Annotated in this window: 23 protein-coding genes and 2 pseudogenes; 15 read left to right on the forward strand and 10 right to left on the reverse strand. The window is 71.7% G+C overall.

What is annotated here, in order from left to right; all coding sequences use genetic code 11:
• The first annotated feature begins 25 nt into the window (after window positions 1–25).
• From hutI to OG906_RS20605, 5 genes are all read left to right on the forward strand, one after another.
• The gene (hutI, locus tag OG906_RS20585) at window positions 26–1,204 is read left to right on the forward strand and encodes an imidazolonepropionase (RefSeq protein WP_267796176.1); all 1,179 of its coding nucleotides are present in this window, start codon (window positions 26–28) and stop codon (window positions 1,202–1,204) included.
• A 249-nt stretch (window positions 1,205–1,453) separates the two neighbouring features.
• Window positions 1,454–2,143 carry an LPXTG cell wall anchor domain-containing protein gene (locus OG906_RS20590; RefSeq protein ID WP_267796175.1) on the forward strand — a complete coding sequence of 230 codons (690 nt, stop codon included), beginning with the start codon at window positions 1,454–1,456 and terminating at the stop codon, window positions 2,141–2,143.
• A 17-nt stretch (window positions 2,144–2,160) separates the two neighbouring features.
• On the forward strand, window positions 2,161–3,192 hold the full coding sequence (locus tag OG906_RS20595; RefSeq protein WP_329444763.1) for a COG1470 family protein: 1,032 nt from the start codon (window positions 2,161–2,163) through the stop codon (window positions 3,190–3,192).
• A gap of 77 nt (window positions 3,193–3,269) precedes the next feature.
• Window positions 3,270–4,394: a hypothetical protein gene (locus OG906_RS20600; RefSeq protein WP_329448080.1), complete on the forward strand. Its 1,125-nt coding sequence runs from the start codon at window positions 3,270–3,272 to the stop codon at window positions 4,392–4,394.
• A gap of 14 nt (window positions 4,395–4,408) precedes the next feature.
• Window positions 4,409–5,716, forward strand: coding sequence for a hypothetical protein (locus tag OG906_RS20605; RefSeq protein WP_329444765.1), 1,308 nt, complete (start codon window positions 4,409–4,411; stop codon window positions 5,714–5,716).
• Window positions 5,717–5,784: 68 nt separating this feature from the next.
• Here OG906_RS20605 and OG906_RS20610 read toward each other — a convergent pair whose 3' ends face one another.
• Complete coding sequence (locus OG906_RS20610) at window positions 5,785–7,299, reverse strand: peptide MFS transporter (protein ID WP_267796172.1); 1,515 nt, start codon at window positions 7,297–7,299, stop codon at window positions 5,785–5,787.
• A 470-nt stretch (window positions 7,300–7,769) separates the two neighbouring features.
• On the opposite strand from OG906_RS20610, the gene OG906_RS20615 reads away from it, so the two are divergent.
• Both OG906_RS20615 and OG906_RS20620 read left to right on the forward strand, forming a co-directional pair.
• Window positions 7,770–8,447 (forward strand): response regulator transcription factor, encoded by a 678-nt coding sequence (locus tag OG906_RS20615; protein ID WP_053681251.1) that lies wholly within the window; start codon window positions 7,770–7,772, stop codon window positions 8,445–8,447.
• Between the two features lie 13 nt (window positions 8,448–8,460).
• A complete protein-coding gene (locus OG906_RS20620; RefSeq protein ID WP_329444768.1) occupies window positions 8,461–9,729 on the forward strand; it encodes an ATP-binding protein in 1,269 nt (422 codons plus the stop codon).
• 122 nt (window positions 9,730–9,851) lie between these two features.
• On the opposite strand, the gene OG906_RS20625 is transcribed toward OG906_RS20620, so the two are convergent.
• Window positions 9,852–10,436 (reverse strand): GtrA family protein, encoded by a 585-nt coding sequence (locus OG906_RS20625; protein ID WP_329448081.1) that lies wholly within the window; start codon window positions 10,434–10,436, stop codon window positions 9,852–9,854.
• Between the two features lie 271 nt (window positions 10,437–10,707).
• Between OG906_RS20625 and OG906_RS20630 the strand changes: the two genes are divergently transcribed.
• The 4 genes and pseudogenes from OG906_RS20630 to OG906_RS20645 form a co-directional block, all read left to right on the forward strand.
• Window positions 10,708–11,847: a 5-(carboxyamino)imidazole ribonucleotide synthase gene (locus OG906_RS20630; protein ID WP_329444770.1), complete on the forward strand. Its 1,140-nt coding sequence runs from the start codon at window positions 10,708–10,710 to the stop codon at window positions 11,845–11,847.
• Window positions 11,844–12,380, forward strand: coding sequence for a 5-(carboxyamino)imidazole ribonucleotide mutase (purE, locus tag OG906_RS20635; protein ID WP_267796169.1), 537 nt, complete (start codon window positions 11,844–11,846; stop codon window positions 12,378–12,380). The genes OG906_RS20630 and purE overlap by 4 nt, the downstream gene beginning before the upstream one ends.
• Window positions 12,377–13,561: a dipeptidase gene (locus OG906_RS20640; protein WP_267796168.1), complete on the forward strand. Its 1,185-nt coding sequence runs from the start codon at window positions 12,377–12,379 to the stop codon at window positions 13,559–13,561. The genes purE and OG906_RS20640 overlap by 4 nt, the downstream gene beginning before the upstream one ends.
• 24 nt (window positions 13,562–13,585) lie before the next feature.
• A pseudogene (locus tag OG906_RS20645) lies at window positions 13,586–13,969 on the forward strand (membrane dipeptidase); the annotation flags it as partial.
• 77 nt (window positions 13,970–14,046) lie between these two features.
• Here OG906_RS20645 and OG906_RS20650 read toward each other — a convergent pair.
• Window positions 14,047–15,387 (reverse strand): UDP-glucose dehydrogenase family protein, encoded by a 1,341-nt coding sequence (locus OG906_RS20650; RefSeq protein ID WP_329444772.1) that lies wholly within the window; start codon window positions 15,385–15,387, stop codon window positions 14,047–14,049.
• A gap of 238 nt (window positions 15,388–15,625) precedes the next feature.
• Between OG906_RS20650 and OG906_RS20655 the strand changes: the two genes are divergently transcribed.
• Window positions 15,626–16,798 (forward strand): acyl-CoA dehydrogenase family protein, encoded by a 1,173-nt coding sequence (locus OG906_RS20655; protein WP_031147482.1) that lies wholly within the window; start codon window positions 15,626–15,628, stop codon window positions 16,796–16,798.
• 67 nt (window positions 16,799–16,865) lie between these two features.
• Here the strand turns inward: OG906_RS20655 and OG906_RS20660 are convergent, their stop codons facing one another.
• The 5 genes and pseudogenes from OG906_RS20660 to OG906_RS20680 form a co-directional block, all read right to left on the reverse strand.
• On the reverse strand, window positions 16,866–17,057 hold the full coding sequence (locus OG906_RS20660; RefSeq protein WP_329444775.1) for a hypothetical protein: 192 nt from the start codon (window positions 17,055–17,057) through the stop codon (window positions 16,866–16,868).
• 10 nt (window positions 17,058–17,067) lie between these two features.
• Window positions 17,068–17,784 (reverse strand): DUF5753 domain-containing protein, encoded by a 717-nt coding sequence (locus OG906_RS20665; RefSeq protein WP_329444777.1) that lies wholly within the window; start codon window positions 17,782–17,784, stop codon window positions 17,068–17,070.
• An 81-nt stretch (window positions 17,785–17,865) separates the two neighbouring features.
• Window positions 17,866–18,711 carry a methyltransferase domain-containing protein gene (locus OG906_RS20670; protein WP_329444778.1) on the reverse strand — a complete coding sequence of 282 codons (846 nt, stop codon included), beginning with the start codon at window positions 18,709–18,711 and terminating at the stop codon, window positions 17,866–17,868.
• Window positions 18,677–18,880: pseudogene (locus tag OG906_RS20675) on the reverse strand (helix-turn-helix domain-containing protein); the annotation flags it as partial. The gene OG906_RS20670 and the pseudogene OG906_RS20675, both read right to left, overlap by 35 nt.
• 40 nt (window positions 18,881–18,920) lie before the next feature.
• Window positions 18,921–19,187 carry a DUF6879 family protein gene (locus OG906_RS20680; protein ID WP_329444780.1) on the reverse strand — a complete coding sequence of 89 codons (267 nt, stop codon included), beginning with the start codon at window positions 19,185–19,187 and terminating at the stop codon, window positions 18,921–18,923.
• Window positions 19,188–19,571: 384 nt separating this feature from the next.
• Between OG906_RS20680 and OG906_RS20685 the strand changes: the two genes are divergently transcribed.
• Together OG906_RS20685 and OG906_RS20690 are read left to right on the forward strand one after the other, a co-directional pair.
• Entirely contained in the window at window positions 19,572–20,654 is a 1,083-nt protein-coding gene (locus tag OG906_RS20685) for an NDP-sugar synthase (RefSeq protein WP_329444782.1), read from the forward strand.
• A 122-nt stretch (window positions 20,655–20,776) separates the two neighbouring features.
• Window positions 20,777–21,592 carry a polyprenol monophosphomannose synthase gene (locus OG906_RS20690; RefSeq protein WP_329444784.1) on the forward strand — a complete coding sequence of 272 codons (816 nt, stop codon included), beginning with the start codon at window positions 20,777–20,779 and terminating at the stop codon, window positions 21,590–21,592.
• Between the two features lie 74 nt (window positions 21,593–21,666).
• Here the strand turns inward: OG906_RS20690 and OG906_RS20695 are convergent, their stop codons facing one another.
• Window positions 21,667–23,025 (reverse strand): LCP family glycopolymer transferase, encoded by a 1,359-nt coding sequence (locus tag OG906_RS20695; protein ID WP_329444786.1) that lies wholly within the window; start codon window positions 23,023–23,025, stop codon window positions 21,667–21,669.
• A gap of 106 nt (window positions 23,026–23,131) precedes the next feature.
• Here OG906_RS20695 and OG906_RS20700 point away from each other — a divergent pair, with 106 nt between their 5' ends.
• Window positions 23,132–23,680 (forward strand): acyl-CoA thioesterase, encoded by a 549-nt coding sequence (locus OG906_RS20700; RefSeq protein ID WP_267826116.1) that lies wholly within the window; start codon window positions 23,132–23,134, stop codon window positions 23,678–23,680.
• Between the two features lie 78 nt (window positions 23,681–23,758).
• On the opposite strand, the gene OG906_RS20705 is transcribed toward OG906_RS20700, so the two are convergent.
• A complete protein-coding gene (locus tag OG906_RS20705; RefSeq protein WP_443067401.1) occupies window positions 23,759–25,261 on the reverse strand; it encodes an LCP family protein in 1,503 nt (500 codons plus the stop codon).
• Window positions 25,262–25,374: the final 113 nt, after the last annotated feature.

The raw sequence follows: 25,374 nt of genomic DNA on the forward strand, positions 1-25,374 counted from the left end.
AGCCCGGGCAACCCCGAGAGGAATCATGACCACCACCGTCATCACCAATATCGGCAGCCTCGTCACCAACGACCCCGCCCTCGGCGACGGCAGCCCCCTCGGCCTGATCGAGAACGCGGCCGTCGTCATCGAGGACGAGCGCGTCGCCTGGGTCGGCCCCGCCGACCGGGCGCCCGCCGCCGACCGCGACGTCGACGCCGCGGGCCGGGCCGTCATCCCCGGTTTCGTCGACTCCCACTCGCACCTGGTGTTCGCGGGCGACCGCACCGCCGAGTTCAACGCCCGGATGTCCGGGCGCGCCTACTCCGCGGGCGGCATCCGCACCACCGTCGCCGCGACCCGCGCCGCCACGGACGCCGCACTCGAAGCCAACCTGCTGCGCCACCTCGACGAGGCCCGCCGCCAGGGCACCACCACCTTCGAGACCAAGTCCGGCTACGGCCTCACCGTCGCCGACGAGGCCCGCGCCCTGCGCATCGCCGCCGCGCACACCGAGGAGGTCACCTACCTCGGCGCGCACATCGTGTCCCCCGACTACGCCGACGACCCCGCCGGCTACGTGGACCTGGTCACCGGCGAGATGCTGACGGCCTGCGCCCCGTACGCCCGCTGGGTGGACGTGTTCTGCGAGAAGGGCGCCTTCGACGGCGACCAGGCCCGGGCGATCCTCACCGCGGGCGCGGCCGCCGGGCTGATCCCGCGCATCCACGCCAACCAGCTCTCCCACGGCCCCGGCGTCCAACTCGCCGTCGAGCTGGAGGCCGCCTCCGCCGACCACTGCACCCACCTCACCGACGCCGACGTCGACGCCCTCGCCCAGGCCGCCGGCACCACCGTCGCCACCCTGCTGCCCGGCGCCGAGTTCTCCACCCGCGCCCAGTGGCCCGACGCCCGCCGGCTCCTGGACGCGGGCGCGACCGTGGCCCTGTCCACGGACTGCAACCCCGGCTCCTCCTACACGAGTTCGATGCCGTTCTGCATCGCGCTCGCCGTCCGGGACATGGGGATGACCCCCGACGAGGCGCTCTGGTCCGCCACCGCCGGCGGTGCCCGCGCCCTGCGCCGCACCGACATCGGCACCCTCGCCCCCGGAGCCCGCGCCGACCTGGTCCTGCTGGACGCCCCCAGCCACGTCCACCTCGCCTACCGCCCCGGCGTCCCGCTGGTCTCCGCGGTCTGGCAGCGAGGGGTCCGCGCCGTCTGACCCGAGCACGGGCGCGCGCGAGCACCCGCGGGCGCGCACGAGCACCCACCGGCTCGGCTCGGACCGGGCCGGGCCGGCCGAAACAGGTGCGTCCGACGCGCCGTCGAACCCCCGCCGACCGGCCGCCGATCCGGGCCCGTCCCGTGTCTTCCCTCCGCAAGGCCCCCGGCGTACCTTGAGCCACCCATCTGATGTGCCGTCAGTAACTTGTCGGACATCCACGGTTCACGGTTCGAGGGGAAGACGAAGGTGACCCACCGCAAACGCACCACCGCGCTCGCGCTGGCCTCCGCGCTGGCCGGATCGGCGGCCGTCCTGACGCTCGCCCCCTCGGCCCACGCCGACGTGGTCGACGTCGCCTACAACTGCGCCACACCCATCGGGGACAAGTCGGCCGTCTCGCCCATCGACATCAAGGCGGTCAAGGCGGGCGACGGGTACAAGCTGACGATGTCCTTCCAGAAGGGCGTCTCCTCCAGCCCCATCGAACTGGGCAAGGGCGCGATGAGCCCCGGCGCCGTCATCCTCGTCGGCGGCGCCGACAAGGGCTCCGTCCCGGTCTCCGGCCCGCCCAACCCCGAGGCCGTGCCCGCCGACACCCCCATCAAGATCACCGACCTCTCGGGCACCTACACCCCCAAGAAGAGCGGCAAGGTCACCTTCACCGCCGGCGTCCTCACCATCAAGGCCATGGGCACCACCACCACCTGCACCCCCGGCAACAGCCCCAAGCCCTCCCTCGAACTGGACGTCACCGCCCCCGGCGGCGGCGCGGCACCACCACCCCCCGCGTCCACGGCGGCGGGCGGCGACAGCCTCCCGCAGACCGGCCCCGCCGACTCCGCCCTCGCGCTCGGCACCCTCGGCGCCACCGTGCTGCTCTCCGGCGCCGCCGGCGTGCTCTGGCTGACCCGGCGCGGCCGGCAGGCCCGGTCCTGAACGGAGCGGCCCCGCCCATGCCCGCACCCCCCACCCTCCGGCGCCTCGGCCCGGCCGTCCGGCGCCTCGGCCCGGCCGTCCGGCGCCTCGGCCCCGCGCTCCTCGCCGGCGCCGTGCTGCTCCTCGGCGCGCCCGCCGCCGTCGCCGACGAACCGGGCTGGACCGCCGAACCGGCCGCCGGGCGGACCGCCGGCGCCGTACGCCCGTACTTCTACCTCGCCGGCGCCTCCGGCAGCGTGCTGGAGGACCGCCTCGCCCTGACCAACACCACCGACCGGGAACGCACCCTCACCCTGCGCGGCGCCGACGCCTACAACACCGCCGACGGAGCCCTCGCGGTACGCCCCGACCGCCGGTCCACCGGCGCCGGATCCTGGCTGTCCTTCGGCGCGAGCACGACCGTGAGGATCCCGCCCCGCACCCGCGCCGTGGTCCCCTTCACCGTCTCCGTGCCCCCCGCGACCCCGCCCGGCGACCATCCCGCCGCCGTCGTCGCCACCGAGGCCGGCCACGAGGTCGGCGTACGGATCCACCTGCGCGTCGGCGGGCCGACCCTGGCCGCGCTCACCGTCGAGGACGTCTCCGTCCGCGGCAAGGGCGCGGCGGCGCGTGTCGCCTACACCCTCGTCAACCGCGGCAACGTGGCCCTCGTCCCCGAACTCGCCCTGCACGCGCGCGGCCGCTTCGGCGCCGTCCCGGGGCGCGCCGCCCACGCCCTGCCGGTGGAACTGCTGCCCGGCCAGAGCGTCGAACTCACCGAACCCTGGCCCGGCGCACCGGTGTTCGACCAGGTGCGCCTCACCCTCACCGTCACCGCCCCGGGCGGCGCCCGGGCCACGGCCGCCGCCTCCGACTGGTTCGTGCCCTGGGGCGTCGCCGGCTGGACGGGCCTCGGGCTGCTGCTCCTCGGCGCGACCACCACGGCCGCGCTGCTCCTCGTACGCACCCGACGGGCGACCCGCGAGGAGGCGCCGGAGCCCTCCGGGCCGGTACCGGGGCAGGGGCAACCGACGTCGAAGGAACCCGAGTTGACGGGAGCACCCAGGTGAGCGCCCACGTGAGCGCCAAGGCGAGCGCCAAGGTCGGCGGGACGGGCGGGACCCTCGCCGCCGCGGGGTGGTCGGCGGTGTCGGCCCTCGTGGTCTCGGCCCTGGCGGCCCTGGCCCTGGCCGCCCTGACCCTGTTCCCGGCGCCTCCGGCCGCCGCCGCGGAGACCAAGCCGACCGTGGCGCTCTCCCTCCAGGAGGTCGTCAAGGGCACCGGGATCACGGTCACCGGCGCCGGCTGGCGGTCCAAGACCATGGTGATGCTGCTGGTCTGCGGACAGAACATGATCGGCGGCACCAACAGTTGCGCGAACGCCGACGGCGTCGCCGTCGCGGTCGCCGACGACGGGCGGTTCACCGCCCAACTCCCGGTCGTGGAACCGCCCAAGCCCTGCCCGTGCGTGGTGAACGTGACCTCCGTCAACGGGGACCAGTCCACCGTCGCCGCACCACTGAAGATCACCGACCACCCGGTGGCCGAACTGCCCACCGACTCCGGGACGGCCCGCCTCGCGGTGCTGACGGGGGTCCGCCTGGAGGGCGACGACGGGGTCCTGACCTGGTTCGGCGCCCCGCCCACCCGGAAGTTCACCGTCACCGTCGGAAACCTCGGATCCGCTCCCGTCACCGACCCCGTCTTCCAACTCGGCACCGCCCACGGGGTGTTCGCCCCCCTGTGGGAGGAGGCCCGCTGGAAGGGCACCGTCCCGCCCGGTGGCAAGGCGGAGATCCGCCTGGACACCGCCCTGTCGGCCGGGGCCCACGGCGACTACACCGTCTCCGTCAAGTACGGGGACAAGGTCCTGGCCACGCAGCCGTGGGGCGTGGACCGCCCGTACGGGGTCCTGCTCTTCTGGGGCCTGCTCCTGCTGGTCGTCCCCGCCGCCGTCTTCCGCGTCGGCATGGCCGTCGTCGACCGGGTCCGACCGGGCGGGGCCCCGCCCGGCGGCCGGCACCGGGGCGCCAAGGCGCTGGAGGCGGCGGCGTCGGCGGTGACGGCCCGACTGCCGCGGATCCCGGCCGTACGGGGATCCACGCCCGCCCCGCCCGCCGACACCCCGGCGGCGTCCCCCCAGACCACCACGGCGGTCCTGCCGTGGTTCACCCCGGACAGCGCGCCGGGATCCCAAGCACCACCAGGCCCACCTGCCCCACAGGCGTCCGCACCGTCTGAGAACCGTCCGACAACGAAGGGACATTCGTGAAGACCCAACGGAGGGTGAGCGCGGCCGCTGTCGCGCTGCTGTTCGGCGGCGCGGGCATCCTGCTGGCGGCCGCCCCCGCCCAGGCGGCCGACGCCACGTTCAAGGTGAAGTGCGTACCGCCCGCGGGCGGCGGCTCCCCGGTGGAGGGCGAGACCACCGCCAAGATCACCGCGCCCGCGACGGCCAAGGTCGGCGACGAGGTCGACGTGTCGTGGGAGACGGTCAAGCCCGCCTCCAACAACACGGACCTGATGGTGATCCCCAAGGACTCCGTGGTGCCCACCGGCTGGTTCACGGTGAGCGGCGGCGGGGCCGAGCTGAAGGTCGTCGGGGAGAAGAAGAACCCGGAGATCCCGAAGAAGGCCCCGATGGTCATGTCGACCATGAAGGGCAAGCTCAAGCTCACCCAGGCGGGGAAGATCACCCTGACGCCCGGCCGGTACGAGGTCGCCGTCTCCTTCCCCTTCGGGACCTTCGTCACCAAGTGCGCCCCCGTGGGCACCGTGACGGGCGGGACCACCATCGACGTCTCCGCCGGCTCGACGGGCGGGACGACGGGCGGAGCGACCACCGGCGGCGCGACGACGGGCGGGGCCACCACGGGCGGCGCCACGACCGGCGGGGCCACGACGGGCGGGGCCACCACCGGCTCCACCACGGGCGGCAGCGGCGGTCAGACCGACTTCCCGGGCAAGGCCGTCGAGGTCGCCTTCGACTGCGGCCCGGTCGTCCCCGGCGGCATCAAGACCCCGGTCACCGTCAACGCCAAGAAGAACGGCGGCGCCTACGACCTCACGGTCAAGACCGCCAAGGGCGCGATGGCCGCGCCCATGGCCCTGCCCGCCGGCGCCCTCAAGCCCTCGATGAACGTCAAGCTCGGCGGCGCCGACAGCGGCACGGTCAAGGTCTCCGGCCCGGCCAACGCCGAGCCGATCCCCGACAAGGCCCCGGTCAGCCTCAGCGACATGACCGGCACCTACAAGCCCGGCAAGACCGGAAAGGTGACCCTGACCCCCGACCAACTGACCATCGACGTCACCATGGCACCGGGCTCCACGCCCATCAACGTGCCCTGCAAGGCGACCAGCAGCGCCGTCTCGCTCGAACTGGACACCACCGCCCAGGCCGGCGGCTCCGGCTCCCCGTCCTCCACCGGCAGCACGAGCGCGGGCACGCCCTCGGGTTCGGGCGGCCTCGCCGAGACCGGCGCGCAGGACGACGGCGGCATCAAGGCCCTGGCCCTGGTCGCCGGCACGGTGATCCTGCTCGGCGGGGCGGTCTTCACCTTCACCCCGTGGCGCCGCCTGCGCGGCACCCGGTAGACGCGGGAAAGCGAACGGCCCGGCACACCTCGCGGTATGCCGGGCCGTTCGTCGTTGCGGGGGTCGGGCTAGTGGACGCTACCCATCAGGGACTGGACCTTCTTGCGGTACGAGAAGATCGCGAAGCCGGCGAGGACGGCGGCGGTCGCCTCCAGGGCGATCACCCCGGTGCCGTTCAGGTCCACTCCGCCGATGGACAGAAGACTGGTGGTGCAGTCACCGGCGGTGACCGCGAGGAACCAGACGCCCATCATCTGGGACGCGTACTTCTGCGGCGCCATCTTCGTGGTGACCGACAGGCCGACGGGGGAGAGGCACAGCTCACCGATGGTCTGGATCATGTAGATCGAGACCAGCCACATCGGGGAGACCTTGCCGTCGACCGCCATGTTCATCGGGACGATGAAGACGAAGAACGAGGCACCGACCAACACCAGGCCCATCGCGAACTTCACGATGGTGTTCGGCTCCTGGTTCTTGCGGGCCAGCCACAGCCACAGCCAGGCGAAGACCGGGGCGAGAGCCATGACGAACAGCGGGTTCAGCGACTGGTACCAGGTGGCCGAGAAGCCGAAGCCGAAGACGCTGCCGGCGGTCTTGGAGTCGGCGAACAGGGAGAGCGTGGAGCCGCCCTGGTCGTAGATCATCCAGAAGACGGCGGCGGCGACGAAGAACCAGATGTAGGCCGTCATCTTCGACTGCTCGGTGTTCGACAGGTCCCGGTCGCGCTTGATGCGCGTCAGCACGGCGATCGGGATGATCAGACCGGCCAGGGTCAGCGGCACCAGTGCCCAGTTCAGGGTGTAGAAGCCGAGCGCGACAACAGCGCCGTAGAAGACCGCGATGCCCACGGCCGCGAGCACGACCTTCGTGATGACGGCCTTGCGCTCCTCGACGGACAGCGGGTTCGGAACCAGGCTGCTCTTGGGGCTCAGGTGCTTGGTGCCGAGCAGGAACTGCGCGAGGCCCAGGCCCATGCCGGCGGCGGCGAGGGCGAAGCCCAGGTGCCAGTTGTACTCCTTGCCGACCGTTCCGACGATGAACGGGGCGATGAAGGCGCCGAGGTTGATGCCGATGTAGAAGAGGGTGAAGCCACCGTCGCGGCGGGGGTCCTCAGGGCCTTCGTACAGGTGGCCGACCATGGTGGAGATGTTGGCCTTCAGCAGGCCCGAACCGGCGGCGACGAGGATGAGACCGACGAAGAACATCGCCTGGCCGGGGAGGGCCAGGGAGAGGTGACCACCCATGATCACGAAACCGGCTATGGCGACCGTCTTGCGGGCGCCCCAGACACGGTCGCCGAACCATCCGCCGGGCATCGCCATGAGGTAGACCATGGAGACGTACACGGAGTAGATGGCCGTCGTCGTGGCCGCGGTCATGGCCAGACCGCCGCCCTGCGAGCCGGTGGCCGCGTCGGCACCGCCCGAGACCAGGTAGTAGACCAGCAGTGCGCGCATGCCGTAGTAGGAGAACCGCTCCCACATCTCGGTCATGAACAGAGTGGCCAGGCCACGGGGGTGGCCGAAGAAGGTCTTCTCCGCGGACGGATCCGCCGAGTCCTTCGTCAGGCTGGAAGCCATGGTCGATCCTTGCTTGCTCGGGACGCGTGGCTTCGTGAGCTGAACGGCGCCCGGTGGGGGGTGGCCGGCACCGGCGACGGATGTCCCACCCCACGCCCCGGGGTCTCGCCTTCCGGGATGCCGGGGACGAAGGGTCAGCCGTAACCGGGATCCACGCCCTCCGCGCATCTCGCGCGCAGGGCCCGGCCCACAGGTCATTCACTGTCATCTGGGTCGGTTGAACCGACCAGAGCAGAATTTGAGGATCTCGGTGCGCATTTCGGCACAAAGATCCCCGGAGTAGTGCATCAGGCGTCTCGCCACCATACGACACGACACTGCGGGATATGGAAGGACTTGAGAGATGGATCACAGGCGAGCCGGGAACCGTTTGGCCATTCTCGAAGGCCGTAAGTCCCTCGTGTACCCAGATAGAGAGGGGTCTATCGGCGTGCCCCTCCTTTGACCCCGTGCGGACTACCATCACCCACATGACGCGTGTACTGCTCGCCGAGGACGACGCATCCATCTCGGAACCCCTGGCCCGCGCCCTGCGCCGGGAGGGCTATGAGGTCGAGGTCCGGGAGGACGGCCCCACCGCCCTGGACGCGGGACTGCAGGGCGGCGTCGACCTCGTCGTCCTCGACCTCGGGCTGCCCGGGATGGACGGCCTGGAAGTGGCCCGACGACTGCGGGCCGAGGGACACGGGTTCCCGATCCTCGTGCTCACCGCCCGTGCCGACGAGGTCGACACGGTCGTCGGCCTGGACGCCGGCGCCGACGACTACGTGACCAAGCCGTTCCGGCTCGCCGAACTGCTGGCCCGGGTACGGGCCCTGCTGCGCCGCGGCGCCACCGAGGCCTCCCAGCCGCCCGCCACCCACGGCGTGCGGATCGACGTCGAGTCGCACCGCGCCTGGATGGGCGAGGAGGAGCTCCAGCTCACCGCCAAGGAGTTCGACCTCCTGCGCGTCCTCGTCCGCGACGCCGGTCGGGTCGTCACCCGCGACCAGTTGATGCGCGAGGTGTGGGACACCACCTGGTGGTCCTCCACCAAGACCCTCGACATGCACATCTCCTGGCTGCGCAAGAAGCTGGGCGACGACGCGGCCAACCCCCGTTACATCGCCACCGTGCGGGGCGTCGGCTTCCGCTTCGAGAAGAGCTAGTACTTACTGAGTCATGCGCCGCCGCCTGATCAACTCCACGCTCGCCGTGGTGCTCGTCGTGATCGCCGTGTTCGGGGTCTCCCTCGTCATCGTCGAGACCCGGACCATCACCAGCAGCGCCCAGGACCGCATCGGGTCCGAGGCGCTGCGCCTGGTGGGCATCGTCGAGTCGAACGTCCTGGAGAACAAGCCGGTCAATCCCGCGGCGCTCGCCGAGCAACTGGACGTCGGCAAGTACGCCCGCATCACCATCCCGGGGCATTCGCCCGTCGAGGTCGGCGACCCCATCGACGAGAGCGTCATCCGGGGCACCGCCCACGGCGAGCAGGGCGAGGAGGTGGTCGTCGAGGCCACCCGCTCGACGGTCACCCGGGAGGTCGGCCGCACCCTGGCCGTGGTCGGCGCGGTGGCGCTGCTGGCGGTCGTGGCGGCCGTACTGCTCGCCGTACGCCAGGCCAACCGGCTGGCCTCCCCGCTCACCGACCTCGCGGAGACGGCGGAACGGCTGGGGTCCGGGGATCCGCGGCCCCGCCACAAGCGGTACGGGGTTCCCGAGCTGGACCGGGTCGCGGACGTGCTGGACTCCAGCGCGGAGCGGATCGCGCGGATGCTGACGGCGGAGCGGCGGCTCGCCGCGGACGCCTCGCACCAGTTGCGGACGCCGCTGACGGCCCTGTCGATGCGGCTGGAGGAGATCACGGTCACCGACGACCTGGAGACCGTGCGGGACGAGGCGACCATCGCCCTCACCCAGGTGGAGCGGCTCACGGACGTGGTCGAGCGGCTGCTGACGAACTCCAGGGACCCGCGGACCGGCTCGGCGGTCCCCTTCGACCTGGACGAGGTCGTCAAACAGCAGGTCGAGGAGTGGCGGCCGGCCTACCGAAGCGCCGGGCGGGCCATCGTGCGCTCGGGCAAGACGGGCATGCGGGCCGTGGGCACCCCCGGCGCGGTCTCGCAGGTGCTGGCCACCCTCGTGGAGAACGCGCTCATGCACGGCGGCGGCACGGTCGCGCTGCGTACCCGGGTGACCGGCAACCAGGCGGTGCTGGAGGTCACGGACGAGGGCCCCGGCGTCCCGCCGGACCTCGGCAACCGGATCTTCGAGCGGGCCATCAGTGGCCGGAACTCCACCGGGATCGGCCTGGCGGTCGCACGCGACCTCGCGGAGGCCGACGGCGGACGCCTGGAGCTGCTGCAGACCCAGCCGCCGGTGTTCGCCCTGTTCCTCAGCCGCACCGCGCCGGAGCGCGCGGAAGAACCCGAGCCGACGGTGCGCTGAGCCGAGGGAGCCTCGGGCCGGGGGAGCTTCGAGCCGAGGGAGCTTCGGGCCGGGGGAGCTTCGGGCCGGGGGTGCCTTGAGCAGGGCCGCACGACGACGGTGGCCCGGGCCGGGTGACCGGTCTACTGGGCGGCGGACTCGTGCGCCAGGGGAACGACCGGCGTGACCGGGGCCACCGCAACGGCCGGGGCCTCCGGCTCGGCCGCGTGGCGTTCCCGCTGCTCGACGACGGCCCCGGCCGCCGGGGGCCGGCCCGCGGGCAGGGCCTTGAAGACCCAGGTGCGGTAGGACCAGAAGCGGAAGACGGTGGCGACGCCGATGCCGGCGAACTTGAAGACGTTCGTGGCCAGCCGGCCGTCCATGCCCAGGCCGTAGGTCCCTGCGTAGAGCACGCCGCTCTCGATGACCAGGCCGATCGCGCTGAAGAGGGCGAACAGGGGCAGCTCACGGGTCGGGGGCCGGCTGCCGTCGCCACCCGACCGGTCCCGGTAGGTGAAGAAGCGGAAGCCGATGTAGTTCGTGCCGATGGCCACCACGATGGCTATCACGCTCGCCCGGACGACCTGAAGGTCGGTGGTCGCGCGCAACAGGTTGAAGACACCCAGGTTGACCAGGACACCGACTCCGCCGACGGCCCCGAATCTGGCGGCCTCCCGCGCCAGGCCGCGCAGACGTTCGAGGGCGGATCCGTTCTTCGGCGTGCTCATGTGATCGGTCAGTCCCTGTCCGTCGTGTCCGCGGTATCCGTCGTGTCCGTGCTGTCCGTCGCCGTACCCGTCGCCATGTCCGTCGCCCCGGTGCGGGGCGTCACCCGTTCTCGTCAACCCGTCCATGTTAAGTGTCGCCCCCGCGACCCGCCCGTGCCTTCGCCTGCCCCGCGCCCCTTGCGGCCCTTGCGGGGTCCGGCACGCGGCCCGCCGGCGGGTCCGCGCCAGGGCTGCGTCCGGATGGCGCAATACCGACGGATACCCTGGAGAGGTGACGTTCCCGGTAGTCGGCATGGTCGGCGGCGGACAGCTCGCCCGCATGACCCACGAGGCGGGCATCCCCCTCGGCATCAGATTCAAGATCCTCAGTGACACCCCACAGGACTCGGCGGCCCAGGTCGTGAGCGACGTCGTCATCGGCGACCATCGCGACCTGGAGACGTTGCGCGCCTTCGCGCGCGGCTGTGACGTGATCACGTTCGACCACGAGCACGTACCCATCGAACACCTGCGGGCCCTGGAGGCGGACGGCATCCCCGTCCGCCCGGGGCCCGACGCGTTGGTGCACGCCGCGGACAAGGGGGTGATGCGCGCCAGGCTCGACGCGATCGGCGCGCCCAGCCCCCGCCACCGGATCGTGGCCGATCCGGCGGACGTGGTGGCCTTCGCGGACGAGGTCGGCGGCTTCCCCGTCATCCTCAAGACGGTGCGCGGCGGGTACGACGGCAAGGGCGTGTGGTTCGTGCGCACCCCCGAGGACGCGGCGGCGCCCTTCCACGCGGGCGTCCCGGTGCTCGCCGAGGAGAAGGTGGACTTCGTCCGCGAGCTCGCGGCGAACATCGTCCGCTCCCCGCACGGCCAGGCGGTGGCCTACCCCGTGGTCGAGTCCATCCAGGTCGACGGGGTCTGCGACACGGTGATCGCCCCCGCGCCGAACCTCTCCGAGGAGCTGGCGGGCGAGGCCCAGTCCCTGGCCCTGCGCATCGCCAAGGAACTCGGCGTGACCGGCCACCTGGCCGTGGAGCTGTTCGAGACCACCGACGGCCGGATCCTGGTCAACGAACTGGCCATGCGCCCGCACAACAGCGGCCACTGGACCCAGGACGGCGCGATCACCTCCCAGTTCGCCAACCACGTACGGGCGGTCCTGGACCTCCCGCTCGGCGACCCGCGCCCGCGGGCCCGCTGGACGGTCATGGCGAACGTGCTCGGCGGGGACTACCCGGACATGTACGCGGCGTACCTGCACTGCATGGCCCACGACCCCCAGCTGAAGATCCACATGTACGGCAAGGACGTGAAGCACGGCCGCAAGGTCGGCCACGTCAACACCTACGGCGACGACCTGGACGATGTGCTGGAGCGAGCACGTCACGCTGCCGGCTACCTCAGAGGGACGATCACCGCATGAGCACCTCTTCCGCAGGCCCCGTCATCGGCATCGTCATGGGCTCGGACTCCGACTGGTCGGTCATGGAGGCCGCCGCCCAGGCGCTGGACGAGTTCGAGATCCCGTACGAGGTCGACGTGGTCTCCGCCCACCGGATGCCGCGCGAGATGATCGCGTACGGCGAGCAGGCCGACGGCCGCGGCCTGAAGGCGATCATCGCCGGCGCGGGCGGCGCCGCCCACCTGCCCGGCATGCTCGCGTCCGTCACCCCGCTGCCGGTCATCGGCGTACCGGTACCGCTGAAGTACCTCGACGGCATGGACTCGCTGCTGTCGATCGTCCAGATGCCCGCCGGGGTTCCCGTCGCGACCGTCTCCGTCGCCGGGGCGCGCAACGCGGCCCTGCTGGCCGTCCGGATGCTCGCCGCCCACGACCCGGAGCTGCTGACCCGCATGCGGGAGTTCCAGCAGGAGCTCAACGAGCAGGCCACCGAGAAGGGCAAGCGACTGCGGGCCAAGGTCGCGGGCGCGGAGTCCTTCGGGTTCGGCAAGTGAGCGCCGCGCAGCGCCTGGGCGAGGCGCGGGAGCTGCTGTCCGAGCACCCGGTCGTCGACGGCCACAACGACCTGCCGTGGGCGCTGCGCGAGCAGGTCCGCTACGACCTGGACCGGCGGGACATCGCCGCCGACCAGTCGGGCCACCTGCACACCGACCTGCCCCGGCTGCGCGCCGGCGGCGTCGGCGCACAGTTCTGGTCCGTGTACGTGCGCTCCGACTACGCGGGCGACGAGGCGGTCAGCGCCACCCTGGAGCAGATCGACCTCGTCGACCAGCTGATCGCCCGTTACCCCGCCGACCTGGTGCGGGCCCTGACGGCCGACGACATGGAGGCGGCCCGCGCCGAAGGGAGGATCGCCTCCCTGATGGGCGCCGAGGGCGGGCACTCCATCAACAACTCGCTCGCCACCCTGCGCGCCCTGCACCGGCTGGGCGTGCGGTACATGACGCTCACGCACAACGACACCATCGACTGGGCGGACTCGGCGACCGACGAACCCCGGCACGGCGGCCTGAGCGACTTCGGCCGCGAGGTCGTCCGCGAGATGAACCGCGTCGGCATGCTCGTGGACCTCTCGCACGTGGCCGCGACCACGATGCGCGACGCACTCGCGGTCTCGGCCGCGCCGGTGATCTTCTCGCACTCCTCGGCGCGGGCGATCTGCGACCACCCGCGCAACGTCCCGGACGACGTGCTGGAACTGCTGCCCGCCAACGGCGGCGTGGCCATGGCCACCTTCGTACCGAAATTCATCCTCCCCGAGGCCGTCGCCTGGACCCTGGCCGCGGACGAGAACCTGCGGGCCCACGGGTTCCACCACCTCGACACCACCCCCGAGGCGATGGCCCTGCACCGGGCCTTCGAGACGGAGCGCCCCCGCCCGGTGGCCACCGCCGCCACCGTCGCCGACCACCTGGACCACATGCGCGAGGTGGCGGGCGTCGACCACATCGGCATCGGCGGCGACTACGACGGTACGGCCTTCACCCCCGCCGGGCTGGACGACGTCGCGGGGTACCCGAACCTGGTCGCCGAGCTGCTGGCACGCGGCTGGTCGCGCGCCGACCTGGCGAAGCTGACCTGGTCCAACGCCGTACGGGCGCTGCGCGACGCCGAGGCGGTGGCCCGCGAGCTCACCGCCGCCCGGGGTCCGTCCAACGCGGTGCTCCGGCCGTAGGGGCGTAGGAGCGTAGAACGCACGGTGACCGACGGGCTCGGCGCCCTGCGCGCCTTCCACGCGCTGGGCGTACGGATCCTCGCACCGGCGGGAGCGCCCTGGGCCCGCGAGGGGCTCACCGCCTTCGGCCGCGAGGTGGTCCGGGAGATGAACCGGCCGGCGATGCTGGTGGATCACGTACGGGCGCTCGCGGGCCCGCACGGCGTCGGGCTCGGCGCCACCTTCGGAGCCGAGCCCGGCAACCCCCGGCCGGCGGGCCTGACGGACCCCTCGGGGTACCCGAGACTGATCGCCGAACTCCTGGAGCGGGGCTGGTCGGAGACCGACCTGTCGCTGCTGACCTGGGGCAACGCACAAAGGGTGCTGCGCGACGCGGAGTTCACCTCACGCGCCGCACAGCACCGCAGGAACGTCCAGTGCTGTGAACGGAAAGCCCGGGGAGAGCGCCCGGGAACGCCCGGGGAGAACGCCCCGGCAGTGTGCCGTCAGGCCCTGGGGCGGCCCATGGCGCGGTACGTCCAGCCGGCGGCGCGCCAGCGCTCGGGGTCCAGGGAGTTGCGGCCGTCCAGGACCAGCCGGTCGGAGACGACCTCGCCGAGTTCCGCCGGGTCGAGGTCGCGGAACTCGCGCCACTCGGTGAGGTGCAGCACGACCTCGGCGCCCCGGGCCGCCGCGAGCGCGGAGTCCGCGTAGCCCAGCGTGGGGAAGACGCGGCGGGCGTTGTCCATGCCCTTGGGGTCGTAGACGGTGACCTGACCGCCCTGGAGGTGGATCTGCCCGGCCACGTTCAGCGCGGGCGAGTCGCGCACGTCGTCGGAGTCCGGCTTGAACGTGGCGCCCAGCACCGCGACCCGCTTGCCGAGGAACGAACCGCCCACCGCGTCCCGGGCCAGTTCGACCATGTGGCCGCGCCGGCGCATGTTGATGGAGTCGACCTCGCGCAGGAAGGTCAGCGCCTGGTCCGCGCCCAGCTCGCCCGCCCGCGCCATGAAGGCCCGGATGTCCTTGGGCAGGCAGCCGCCGCCGAAGCCGATGCCCGCGCGCAGGAACTTCGAGCCGATCCGCTCGTCGTAACCGATGGCCTCCGCCAGCTTGACCACGTCACCACCGGCCGCCTCGCACACCTCGGCCATCGCGTTGATGAAGGAGATCTTCGTCGCGAGGAAGGAGTTCGCGGCCGTCTTGACCAGCTCGGCCGTCGGGAAGTCGGTCACCACCAGCGGGGTGCCCTCCGCCATGGGCGTCGCGTACACCTCGCGCAGCAGCTTCTCGGCGCGCTCGCCCTGTACGCCGATGACGATGCGGTCCGGGTGCAGGGTGTCGCCGACGGCGAAGCCCTCGCGCAGGAACTCGGGGTTCCAGGCCAGCTCGATCTCCTCGCCCGCCGGGGCGAGGGCCGCGAGCCGGGCCGCGAGCCGCTCGGCCGAGCCGACCGGGACGGTGGACTTGCCGACCACCAGCGCCGGCCTGGTCAGGTGCGGGGCCAGGGAATCCATCGCGGAGTCCACGTAGCTCATGTCGCAGGCGTATTCGCCGTGCTTCTGCGGGGTGTTCACGCACACGAAGTGGACGTCGCCGAACGCGCCGACCTCCTCCCAGGAGGTGGTGAAACGCAGCCGCCCCGTCGAGCCCGGCAGCCCCTCCACGTGCGAGGCCAGCAGCTCCTCCAGCCCCGGTTCGTACATGGGGACACGGCCCGAGGCGAGCATCTCGATCTTCTCCGGGACCACGTCCAGCCCCAGGACCTCGAAGCCCAGCTCGGCCATCGCGGCGGCATGCGTGGCGCCGAGGTAGCCGGTGCCGATCACAGTGATCTTGAGGGGCATGCGTTGCTCCAGGTGTGGCGGGCCTTTGCGGCCACCGAGCATAGGCCGGCCCGCGGACGGGGACGCTCCCGGGGAGCCGCGGCCCGTGCGGCACGCCGCCGGCGGCCGCGGCGCGCTGTCACGCAGCTCACGTACGCGTTACATATCGCTGCCGGGACCCCGGACACTAAGATTTGGGTTACTTAACGGTAGTTAGCATCACTGATGCGTCACGCATCACCTTGGGGAGTGAGAGATCTTGGCGGGTTCTGCCGACTTCGACCTGTACCGCCCGGCCGAGGAGCACGACATGCTCCGCGAGTCGGTCCGCTCGCTCGCCGAGGCGAAGATCCTGCCGTTCGCGGCGGCGGTCGACGAGGAGTCCCGCTTCCCGCAGGAGGCCCTCGACGCCCTGGTCGCCAGCGACCTGCACGCCGTCCACGTCCCCGAGACCTACGGCGGCGCCGGCGCGGACGCGCTCGCCACCGTGATCGTGATCGAGGAAGTGGCCCGCGTCTGCGCGTCCTCCTCGCTCATCCCGGCCGTGAACAAGCTCGGCTCGCTCCCGGTGATCCTCTCCGGTTCCGAGGAGCTCAAGGCCAAGTACCTCGGCCCGCTGGCCAAGGGCGACGCGATGTTCTCGTACGCCCTCTCCGAGCCCGACGCGGGCTCCGACGCCGCCGGCATGAAGACCCGCGCCGTGCGCGACGGAGACTTCTGGGTGCTCAACGGCGTGAAGCGCTGGATCACCAACGCGGGCGTCTCCGAGTACTACACGGTCATGGCCGTCACCGACCCGGAGAAGCGCTCCAAGGGCATCAGCGCCTTCGTCGTCGAGAAGGGCGACGAGGGAGTCTCCTTCGGCGCCCCGGAGAAGAAGCTCGGCATCAAGGGCTCTCCGACGCGCGAGGTCTACCTCGACAACGTGCGCATCCCCGCCGACCGCATGATCGGCGCCGAGGGCACCGGATTCGCCACCGCGATGAAGACCCTCGACCACACCCGCATCACGATCGCCGCCCAGGCGCTCGGCATCGCACAGGGCGCCCTGGACTACGCCAAGGGCTACGTCCAGGAGCGCAAGCAGTTCGGCAAGCCGATCGGCGACTTCCAGGGCGTGCAGTTCATGCTCGCGGACATGGCGATGAAGATCGAGGCCGCCCGCCAGCTGACGTACTCGGCGGCCGCCCGCTCGGAGCGCGTCTCCGGCGGAGGCCCCCACGAGGACCTGACGTTCTTCGGTGCCGCGGCCAAGTGCTTCGCCTCCGACGTGGCCATGGAGGTCACGACCGACGCCGTCCAGCTCCTCGGCGGCTACGGCTACACCCGTGACTACCCGGTGGAGCGCATGATGCGCGACGCCAAGATCACTCAGATTTATGAAGGCACGAACCAGGTCCAGCGCATCGTCATGGCGAGGAACCTGCCGTAACGGCCGACGAAGGCCCACTCGACGGCCCCCGGCGCACCCGCGCCGGGGGCCGTCGTGGCACCCGCGCTCAGAGCAGGTGGTCGGCCTTGCCTGCCTTGATGTCCCGGATCAGCTGCCGCAGAGCGTCGCCGCTGTCGGTGAGGTACGTGTCCTCTTGCCCGGCGACGGCGATGTAGCTGTTCCCGTCCGCGTCCGTGCCTATGCGGTAGCAGTTGTTGCCTTCGGCGCAGAAGGCGTCTTCCCACGCGATGTCTGGCATGGCGGGCTCCTCAGAGTTGGCGGACGATGCCGTGGATGAAGTCGCGCGAAGCCGATTCGTCGAGGGCATGCTCGTCCATCCAGCGCAGGTGCGCGTCGTACTCCGACAACTGCGCATCGGCGTGCGTGAATTCCGGCCCGTGAGCGGAATCCAACTGCACGGTGTCCAGTTGGGGCACGGCACCGTGGGCGTACATCACGGCGTGTCCGGCACCCGGAAACTCTCCCGCCTCCACCGTCAGCAGGCGCAGGCTGATGTTGGACCGCTCGGATGCTTCGCAGAGGTGGGTCAACTGGGCTCGGGTCGCGCGCCGCCCGCCGAATTGCATGCGTACGGCTGCCTCGTGGACGTACCCGACGTACTCGCGAGCGTTCGCACCCTCCAGAACCTGCTGCCGCGAGAGTCGGTGCGTGACGCGCAGTTCGCCCTCGGATGCCGGTAGGGGTGGGATGGCGGAGGCGAACACCGCCCGGGCGTAGTCGCTCTGGTGCAGCAGGCCCGGCAGGTGCACGGTCTGCATGGTGCGCAGTCGCGTGGCGTGCCACTCCAGTTCGGCGACGTCCAGGAGCCCCTGAGGCAGTGAGCCGCGGCACTGCTCCCACCAGCCCCGGGCCCGGTGGGCCGCCATGGCGACCACGGCATCCACGTAGGCCGTGTCCGCGCATTCGTAGTTGCCGGCCAGCATCCGCACTCGCTCAGGCGACACGGCGCGAACGCCTGACTCCATGTTGGACACCTTCGTGCGGTCGAGGCCCAGCAGCCCGGCAAAGCCCCCGCCGCAGCGGGGGCCTCATCCCAAGGTCCGGAGTCACACGTCGCCGGCGGTACGGGCCGGGGAGTCCAGCCATACCCGCTGACCCTCGCCGTCGACCGACAGGCCGAAGCGGGATCGCCCCGGCTTGCCCAGGTCGTGCCAGCGCAGGAACGCGTCGCGCACCTCGTCCCACAGGGCCCGGGGGCCGTACTGCTCCGTCTCGTACGTCCGCGCGTCCGGGACGTACTCCACGGTCGCCCACGACCTGCCGTCGTCCGCGAAGAACCCAAGGGTGGCCTCCCCGCTGTCGTCGTCCGCGTCACACCATCGGAACCACGCGTCGGTGACGCTCAGGCCGATGAAGAACGCCGGATCGTCCTGGACGACGTTCTGGGGGGCGATGTCCGTCGTCCCCTTCTCCCCTTCCTCCTCGTGGTACAGGTCCGAGACGCGCCCGGCTCCGCCCCGGTGGGTGCGGTCCCACATGAAGGCCGGAGAGCCGGAGAACGTGCCCTGCGCCTTCCCGTCCACCACATCCAGCGCGGCGAACGAACCGCTGAAGAAACTGCTGCCCCACGGGGTGACGATCCGCCCGTCCGGGCACTGCCCCAACCATGCGCGCGGCACGTCGCGCATGGTGCAGGTGCTGATGATCCGGTCGTACGGTGCGCCCCGACGGTGGCCGTCGCGGCCGTTGCCGAGAATCGTCGTCGGGCGGAACCCCGCCCGTTTCAGGTTCTCCTCGGCCAAGGCCGGCACCGTCTCGTCCAGCTCCACGCTGGTCACATTGGCCTCGCCCAGGCGGTGGGAGAGCCACGCCGCGTTGTACCCGGTTCCGGTGCCGACCTCCAGAACCCGATGCCCGTCCCTGCGCCTTGCACCAGGCGCGGATGTCCGCATCGGAGGCGGGCGTCCTGCCCCGCTCGACGCGCGAGGACTTGGCCGGACTCCAGCCACACCGAAGAGCCAGCTCATGCCCGGTCAGCTCCGCGTCTCGACGCAGAGCCCCGAGACGGGCGGCGAGGGCCTCGCGGGCAGCCTGGGCACTGGATGACGGGGACGCGGACATGAATCGGCTCTTCTGTGGCTCGTGACGTCAGCTCGTCACGTCAGACCGAGTACTTCTCGTGCGGGACACCGCGCTCCCAGACCGCTTCGAACGCGGCTGAGGCCAGCCGCGCCACGGCCGGTTCGGAACGAACCTCCCAGCCCGGCTCGGACCAGTCCCCGTCCCCGGAGAAGCGGTTGAAGAGCACGATCTCTGCGTCGAACACCCAGCAGTCGTTTCCGGGAAGCGCGATGTCCTCGTCCACCCACACGGTGGGGGAGCCCTGCTGCCCGGTGTCCGGATCGATCCCGATGAACCGCAGTGCCATGGCTGCCTCCGGTGTCGAGTGGCTTACGCCGACTTGCACGAGCGTCCTTCCCCAAACTGTCGGGCGTCAAGGGGCCTGCGGGGTCCTTTGGAGTGCGTGCCAGGCGCACAGTGACCTGACCCCGGAGGGGTAGGCAGGCAATGAAGAAGGAAACCCGGACAAGCCCCTTTCCGAGGGCGCTCGCGAGGCCCGGAGCGTGGTGTGCCGTAAAGCACTCCGATCCACGAGGAATCCACCTGGGTCCAGCGCATCGTCATGGCCCGCCACCTGCCCTGGGCGCGACATTGAGCCGGAGGCGGCCCCACCTGCCGTCTCCGGCCTTCGGCAGGCCCCCGATGGGCTAAATTTGTGCCCTCGTACGCCCGAATCGGTTGGGGAGACACAATGACGGAAGCGATCCTGCTTGTTGGCGGGCAGGGGACGCGTCTGCGCCCCGTGACGGTGAATACCCCCAAACCGATGGTGCCGGCCGCGGGTGTCCCGTTCCTCGCCCACCAGATAGCCAGGGCCGCGGCCGCCGGTGTCACCCACATCGTGATGGCCACCTGCTACCTCGCCGAGGTCTTCGAGCCCTACTTCGGCGACGGATCGGACTTCGGCGTCAGCCTCGAATACGTCGTCGAGGACGAGCCCCTGGGCACCGGCGGTGCCATCCGCAACGCCGCACGCCGCCTCACCGGCGGCCCGGACACGTCCATCCTCGTCTTCAACGGCGACATCCTGACGGGCCTGGACATCGCCGGCCTCGTCGACGCGCACCGCGAGGCCGACGCCGACGTCACCCTGCACCTCGTACGGGTCGAGGACCCCCGCGCCTTCGGCCTGGTGCCCACCGACCCCGACGGGCGGGTGCTGGCCTTCACCGAGAAGCCGGAAACCCCCGAAGAGATCGTCACCGACCAGATCAACGCCGGTTGCTACGTCTTCCGTCGCAGTGTCATCGACACCATTCCGGACGACCGCGCCGTGTCCGTCGAGCGCGAGACGTTCCCCGGCCTGCTCACCTCCGGGGCGAAGCTCCACGGCGTCACCGAGGACACGTACTGGCTGGACCTCGGCAAGCCCGAGTCCTTCGTACAGGCCTCCGCCGACCTCGTCCGCGGCATCGTCTCCTCCCCGGCCGTTCCCGGTCCCCGCGGCGAGTCCCTCGTCCTGCCCGGTGCCCAGGTGGCCGACGGGGCCAAGCTGTCGGGCGGTACGGTCGTCGGGGCCGGAGCCCGTGTAGCGTCGGGCGCGATCGTCCACGGCTCCATCCTGATGGACGGCGCGGTCATCGGTTCGGACACCCACGTGAGTGCCAGCCTGATCGGCGCCGGAGCCTCGGTCGGTACGCGCACGGTGCTGGACGGCGCGGTCGTCGGAGACGGCGCGGTCGTCGGGGCCGACAACGAACTCCGTGCGGGGGCGCGGGTGTGGTGCGAGGCCGAACTGCCCTCCGCCTCCGTGCGCTTCTCCTCCGACCGCTGACCGCTGACCGCTGACCGAAGCCGGCGAGGCGACCACCCCGGCTCGCCCACCCCAGCGAGTCAACCCAGCGCGCCCACCCCAGGGCTCCACCCCCGTAACGCAACCCCAGTGAGGCGACCCCGGTGACGGCCGAGCAGCAGACTTCCCGCGCGGCAGAGGCGGACGACGCCGCGGCCACGCGGCTCCCCGACGCGTGGGCGCGGACCCCGCTCACCGTGGTGATGCCCACCTACAACGAGGCGGGCAACCTGCCCGGCATGGTCGAGCTGTTGATGGGTCTCGACCAGCCGGGCCTGCGCCTGCTGGTCGTCGACGACTCGTCGCCCGACGGCACGGGCAGGATCGCCGACGAGCTGACGGAGGGCTTCCTCACCGAGGACGGCAAGCCCCGCATGTCGGTCCTGCACCGCACCGCGAAGGACGGCCTCGGCCGCGCCTACGCCGCCGGCATGACCCGGGCCGTCGAGGAGGGCGCCGCGTACGTGCTCCAGATGGACGCCGACGGCTCGCACCCGGCCGCCAAGATCGCCGAGTTGCTGGGGGTGGCCCGTTCCACCGGCGCCGGACTGGTCGTCGGCAGCCGGTACGTCCCCGGCGGCAGCCTCTCCGACGCCTGGGGCGCGCACCGCAAGCTGCTGTCCCGCTGGGCCAACGCGTACGCGAGCACCATCCTGGGCACCCGTGTCCGCGACATCACGGGCGGCTTCAACCTGTGGAGCGCGGACGCGCTGAAGGCGATCGACCTCGCGTCGATCGGCAGCGCCGGCTACAGCTTCCAGGTCGAGATGAAGTACCTCGCCCTGCGTCGCGGGTTCCAGGTGGTGGAGGTGCCGATCCACTTCGAGGACCGCACCATCGGCGAGTCCAAGATGAACCTCGCCGTCCAACTGGAATCCATCGCCATGCCGTGGGTGCTCCGCGCCCGTTCCGGCGAGTAGCCGGGGGCGAGCGCGGGCGCCGGGGGCGGGGGACCGGGAGCCGTCACGGCCCGCCCCCGCCCCCGGTCACGCCACTAGCGGGACTGGACGGTGACCTTCTCGTCCTTCTGGATCTGCTGGACGAGCTGCTTCACCTTGGCCTTGTCCCAGACCAGGTTGCCGCCGCGCTGTCCGGAGATCGGCATGTTCATCGACACGCCCTCGCCGCCGCTGACGCCCTTCATCGCGAAGAACATCTGGCCCATGTCCCACAGGGACATGTCCTTGTCCACGATGAGCGTGTCCAGACCGGCGCCCATCACCGGGTACAGCTCGAAGGGGTTGAGGACCGTGCTCGGAGTGGCGGCCTGGCTCGCGAGCGAGGACAGGAACTTCTGCTGGTTCTTCGTCCGCTGGAGGTCCGACTCGGCGAACGCGTACCGGGTACGGACGAAGGCCAGGGACTGCTCGCCGTTGAGGGTCTGCTTGCCGGCCTTGAAGTCGGCTCCGGACTTCTCGTCCTTGAAGCCCTTCTCGATGTCGAGTTCCACGCCGCCCAGCGCGTCGACGATGTTCGCGAAGCCGGCGAAGCCGATCTCCGCGTAGTGGTCGATGCGCAGACCGGTGTTGTACTCCACCGTCCGCACGAGCAGTTCCGGTCCGTCCTCGGCGTAGGCGGCGTTGAGCTTGACCCGCCGGCCCTGCCCCTTGAACGTCTTGCCGGACTGGGAGCCGACGAAGGAGGGGATCTCCACGTCCGAGTCGCGCGGCAGGGAGACCATCGTGTTCCCGCTGGAGCACTTCGCGAGGATCATCATGGAGTCCGTGCGCTTGCCCTCGGCGGAGCCCGTGTGGAGCTTCTTCTTCTCCTCGGCGGACATGCCCTCGCGGCTGTCGGACCCGACGATGAGGTACGTCGTGCAGTCGCCCTCCTTGGGCCGCTCGATGACCTTGGACAGGTCGACCTCGCGGCGCACCTTGGAGTCGGCCCAGAAGTAGGTGCCGATGCCGGTCACCAGCAGCGCGGAGACCAGCACGATCGCGCCGATCTTGATCTGTCGGGCGCGGTTCGGCGCCGGGCCGGGGGAGCGGCCCGGGCGGCCGGGGCCGGCCGGGGGTCGGCCGTCGCCGCCGCCGGGGCCGCCGGGGCCGCCGGGGGCGCCCCCGGGTGCGCCGTAGACCTGGCCGGTGTTGTAGCCGCTGTCGTAGCCGTACCCGTCCGGGTTCTGTGCCTGCGGGGGCACCCCGTACGCGGGGGACTGCGCCGGCGGAGGGGGCGTGCCGGGGCGCCGCGAGGGCGGCGGCACCTGGGGCCGAGCGGGCTGCTGCCGCTGGACGTGCCGCATCCGCTGGGGACCTTCCGGTTGCGCCTGAGCGCTGCCGCGTCCGTACCCGTCGTCCCGGCGACCGCGGTCGTCGCGGTCTCCGGTCCACCCTTCTGGCCAGTCATTCATGCGCACAAGAATGCACGCCCCGGCGTGTCGCCCGACAGCCCGGGGCGCACTTCGTTCCGGTGCTGTTGCAGAGCTGATGCTTCCGATACCGCTTTAAGGTGTCCATATGACAGACACAGCGGGCGATACGGCCGGCGCTCCTGAGGGAAAGCCCACATCGGCTTCCCGGACGACCCTGAGCCACATCATGACCGCGAACGACACCAACCTGCTCGGCACGGTGCACGGCGGCGTGATCATGAAACTGGTCGACGACGCCGCCGGCGCGGTGGCCGGCCGGCACTCGGGCGGTCCCGCCGTGACCGCCTCCATGGACGAGATGGCCTTCCTCGCGCCGGTCCGCGTGGGGGACCTGGTCCACGTACGCGCCCAGTGCAACTGGACCGGCCGCTCCTCCATGGAGATCGGCGTACGGGTCCTCGCGGAGCGGTGGAACGAGTCCACGCCCGCCACCCAGGTCGGCAGCGCCTACCTGGTCTTCGCGGCCGTCGACGCCGAGGGCAAGCCCCGCACCGTCCCGCCGGTCCTCCCGGAGACGGAACAGGACGAGCGCCGCTACCAGGAGGCGCAGATCCGGCGCACCCACCGGCTGGCCCGGCGGCAGGCCATCACGGAGCTGCGCGCGCGCCGCTCCGCCGAGGGTCTCGACGAGTGACGTCCGCCACCGCCCGGGCGCACTCCCGGGCGTGACCCGAGCCGGGCGGCCGAGGCGGCCCGACCTCGGGCAGCGGTGCTACTGCCCGGGCTTCGCGCACACCACCTGGTCGCCGGTGACCACCGCCGCCGCCCCGCCCTGGTACGGGTCCTCCGCCCGGACCGGCACCACCTTCCGGTAGTCCGCGCCCGCGATCACCAGCACCGTCCGTCCCTGTCCGGCGACCGCCCGCAGTTCGCTCCCGGGCAGTGCGGCCGACACGGTGCGGGCCGAGCGGTCCCAGCGGGGGTCGTACGACACGACCGTGCGCTTGACCTCCCGGCTGGCGCCGTTGCCGGGGGCCCGGGTGGTGTCGAAGCCGGTGGCCCGCAGACCCTCGTCGACCCGCCCGCCGAGCCCGTCGATCCGGGTGCCGTTCTCCACCTGGACCCGGATCTGCGCCGGAGGCACGTCCACCGCCACCGCCGCCTGCCGGGCGGGGCGACCGGGTCGGACGGGCTGGAGCGGCTGGTCCCGGCGCACCGAGTCGAAGAGCTTCGCCGCCTTCGCCCGGTCCCACTTCACGGTCGAGCCGATGCCCTTGACGCTGTACGAGGGGTCGCCGATCGGCACCGACGCGAACTCCGAGGACGAGGGCGTGAAGTCGCGCATCGCCTGTCCCAGGGCCAGCATCTGTTCCGAGCCGAAGCCCTCGTCGGCCCGGACCGAGCCCAGCAGGGTCGAGCTGACCTCCTTGAACTTCACCGGGTTCAGCAGCACCCCGCCGCCGGTGGCCTGCTTGATCAGCGCGGCCACGAACCGCTGCTGGCGCTGCATCCGGCCCAGGTCGGAGGCTCCGTCCACATGGCGCGAGCGCACGTACTGGAGGGCCTGCCCGCCGGTCAGCCGGTGCGTGCCGGGCAGCAGGTCCAGGCCGGTGTTGGCGTCGCGCATCGTCTTGGCCGTGCAGATGTCCACGCCGCCCACGGCGTCGACGGTCCTCATGAAGCTGGTGAAGTCGACCTCCAGGTAGTGGTCGATCTTCACGCGGGTCATGTTCTCGACGGTGCGGACGGTCAGGTTGGGGCCGCCCTCCGCGTAGGCCGCGTTGAGCTTCACCCCGTGCGCCTTGTGGTCCTCGCCGGTGGTCAGGTCGCGGTGGGCGGGGACCTCGGCGTAGCTGTCCCGGGGGAGGCTGATCACGCTGGCGCGTTCCCGGTCGGCGGACAGGTGCACCAGCATGATCGTGTCGGTGCAGTGGCAGGGCGCGCCGCCGAGGCGGTACTCCCGCTTCTCCTGCCGGGTGATCTTCTCGCGGCCGTCCGTGCCGACCAGCAGGAAGTTCACCCCGTGCCCGGCCTGGGGGCGGTTCTTCATGTCCTTGAACGGGTCGACCCGTTCGATCCCGGTGTCCAGGCCCGTCATCACGGCGTGCCCGACCGCCCCGGAGCCGAGCACCGCGATCGACACCCCGGCCGCGAGCCGCACGCCCCACCGGGGCCCGTCCCCCCGCCGGCGCGCCGGACCACCGCCACCGCGACGCGACGTGCGCTGCGACTGCCGTGGCCTGGCGGGACGGGTGGGACGGTGCGGCTGGGGCACGGGGGACACCTCCGCGGGGGACGACCGGGACGACCGGAACGGCTGGGGCTTCTGTGGCGAAAAGTCCGGTAGGTGGAGAGAGCGGACGATTTGGCAGATCGTCAGAACAGTAG

The organism is Streptomyces sp. NBC_01426, assembly GCF_036231985.1.
In the GTDB taxonomy this organism is placed as follows: domain Bacteria; phylum Actinomycetota; class Actinomycetes; order Streptomycetales; family Streptomycetaceae; genus Streptomyces.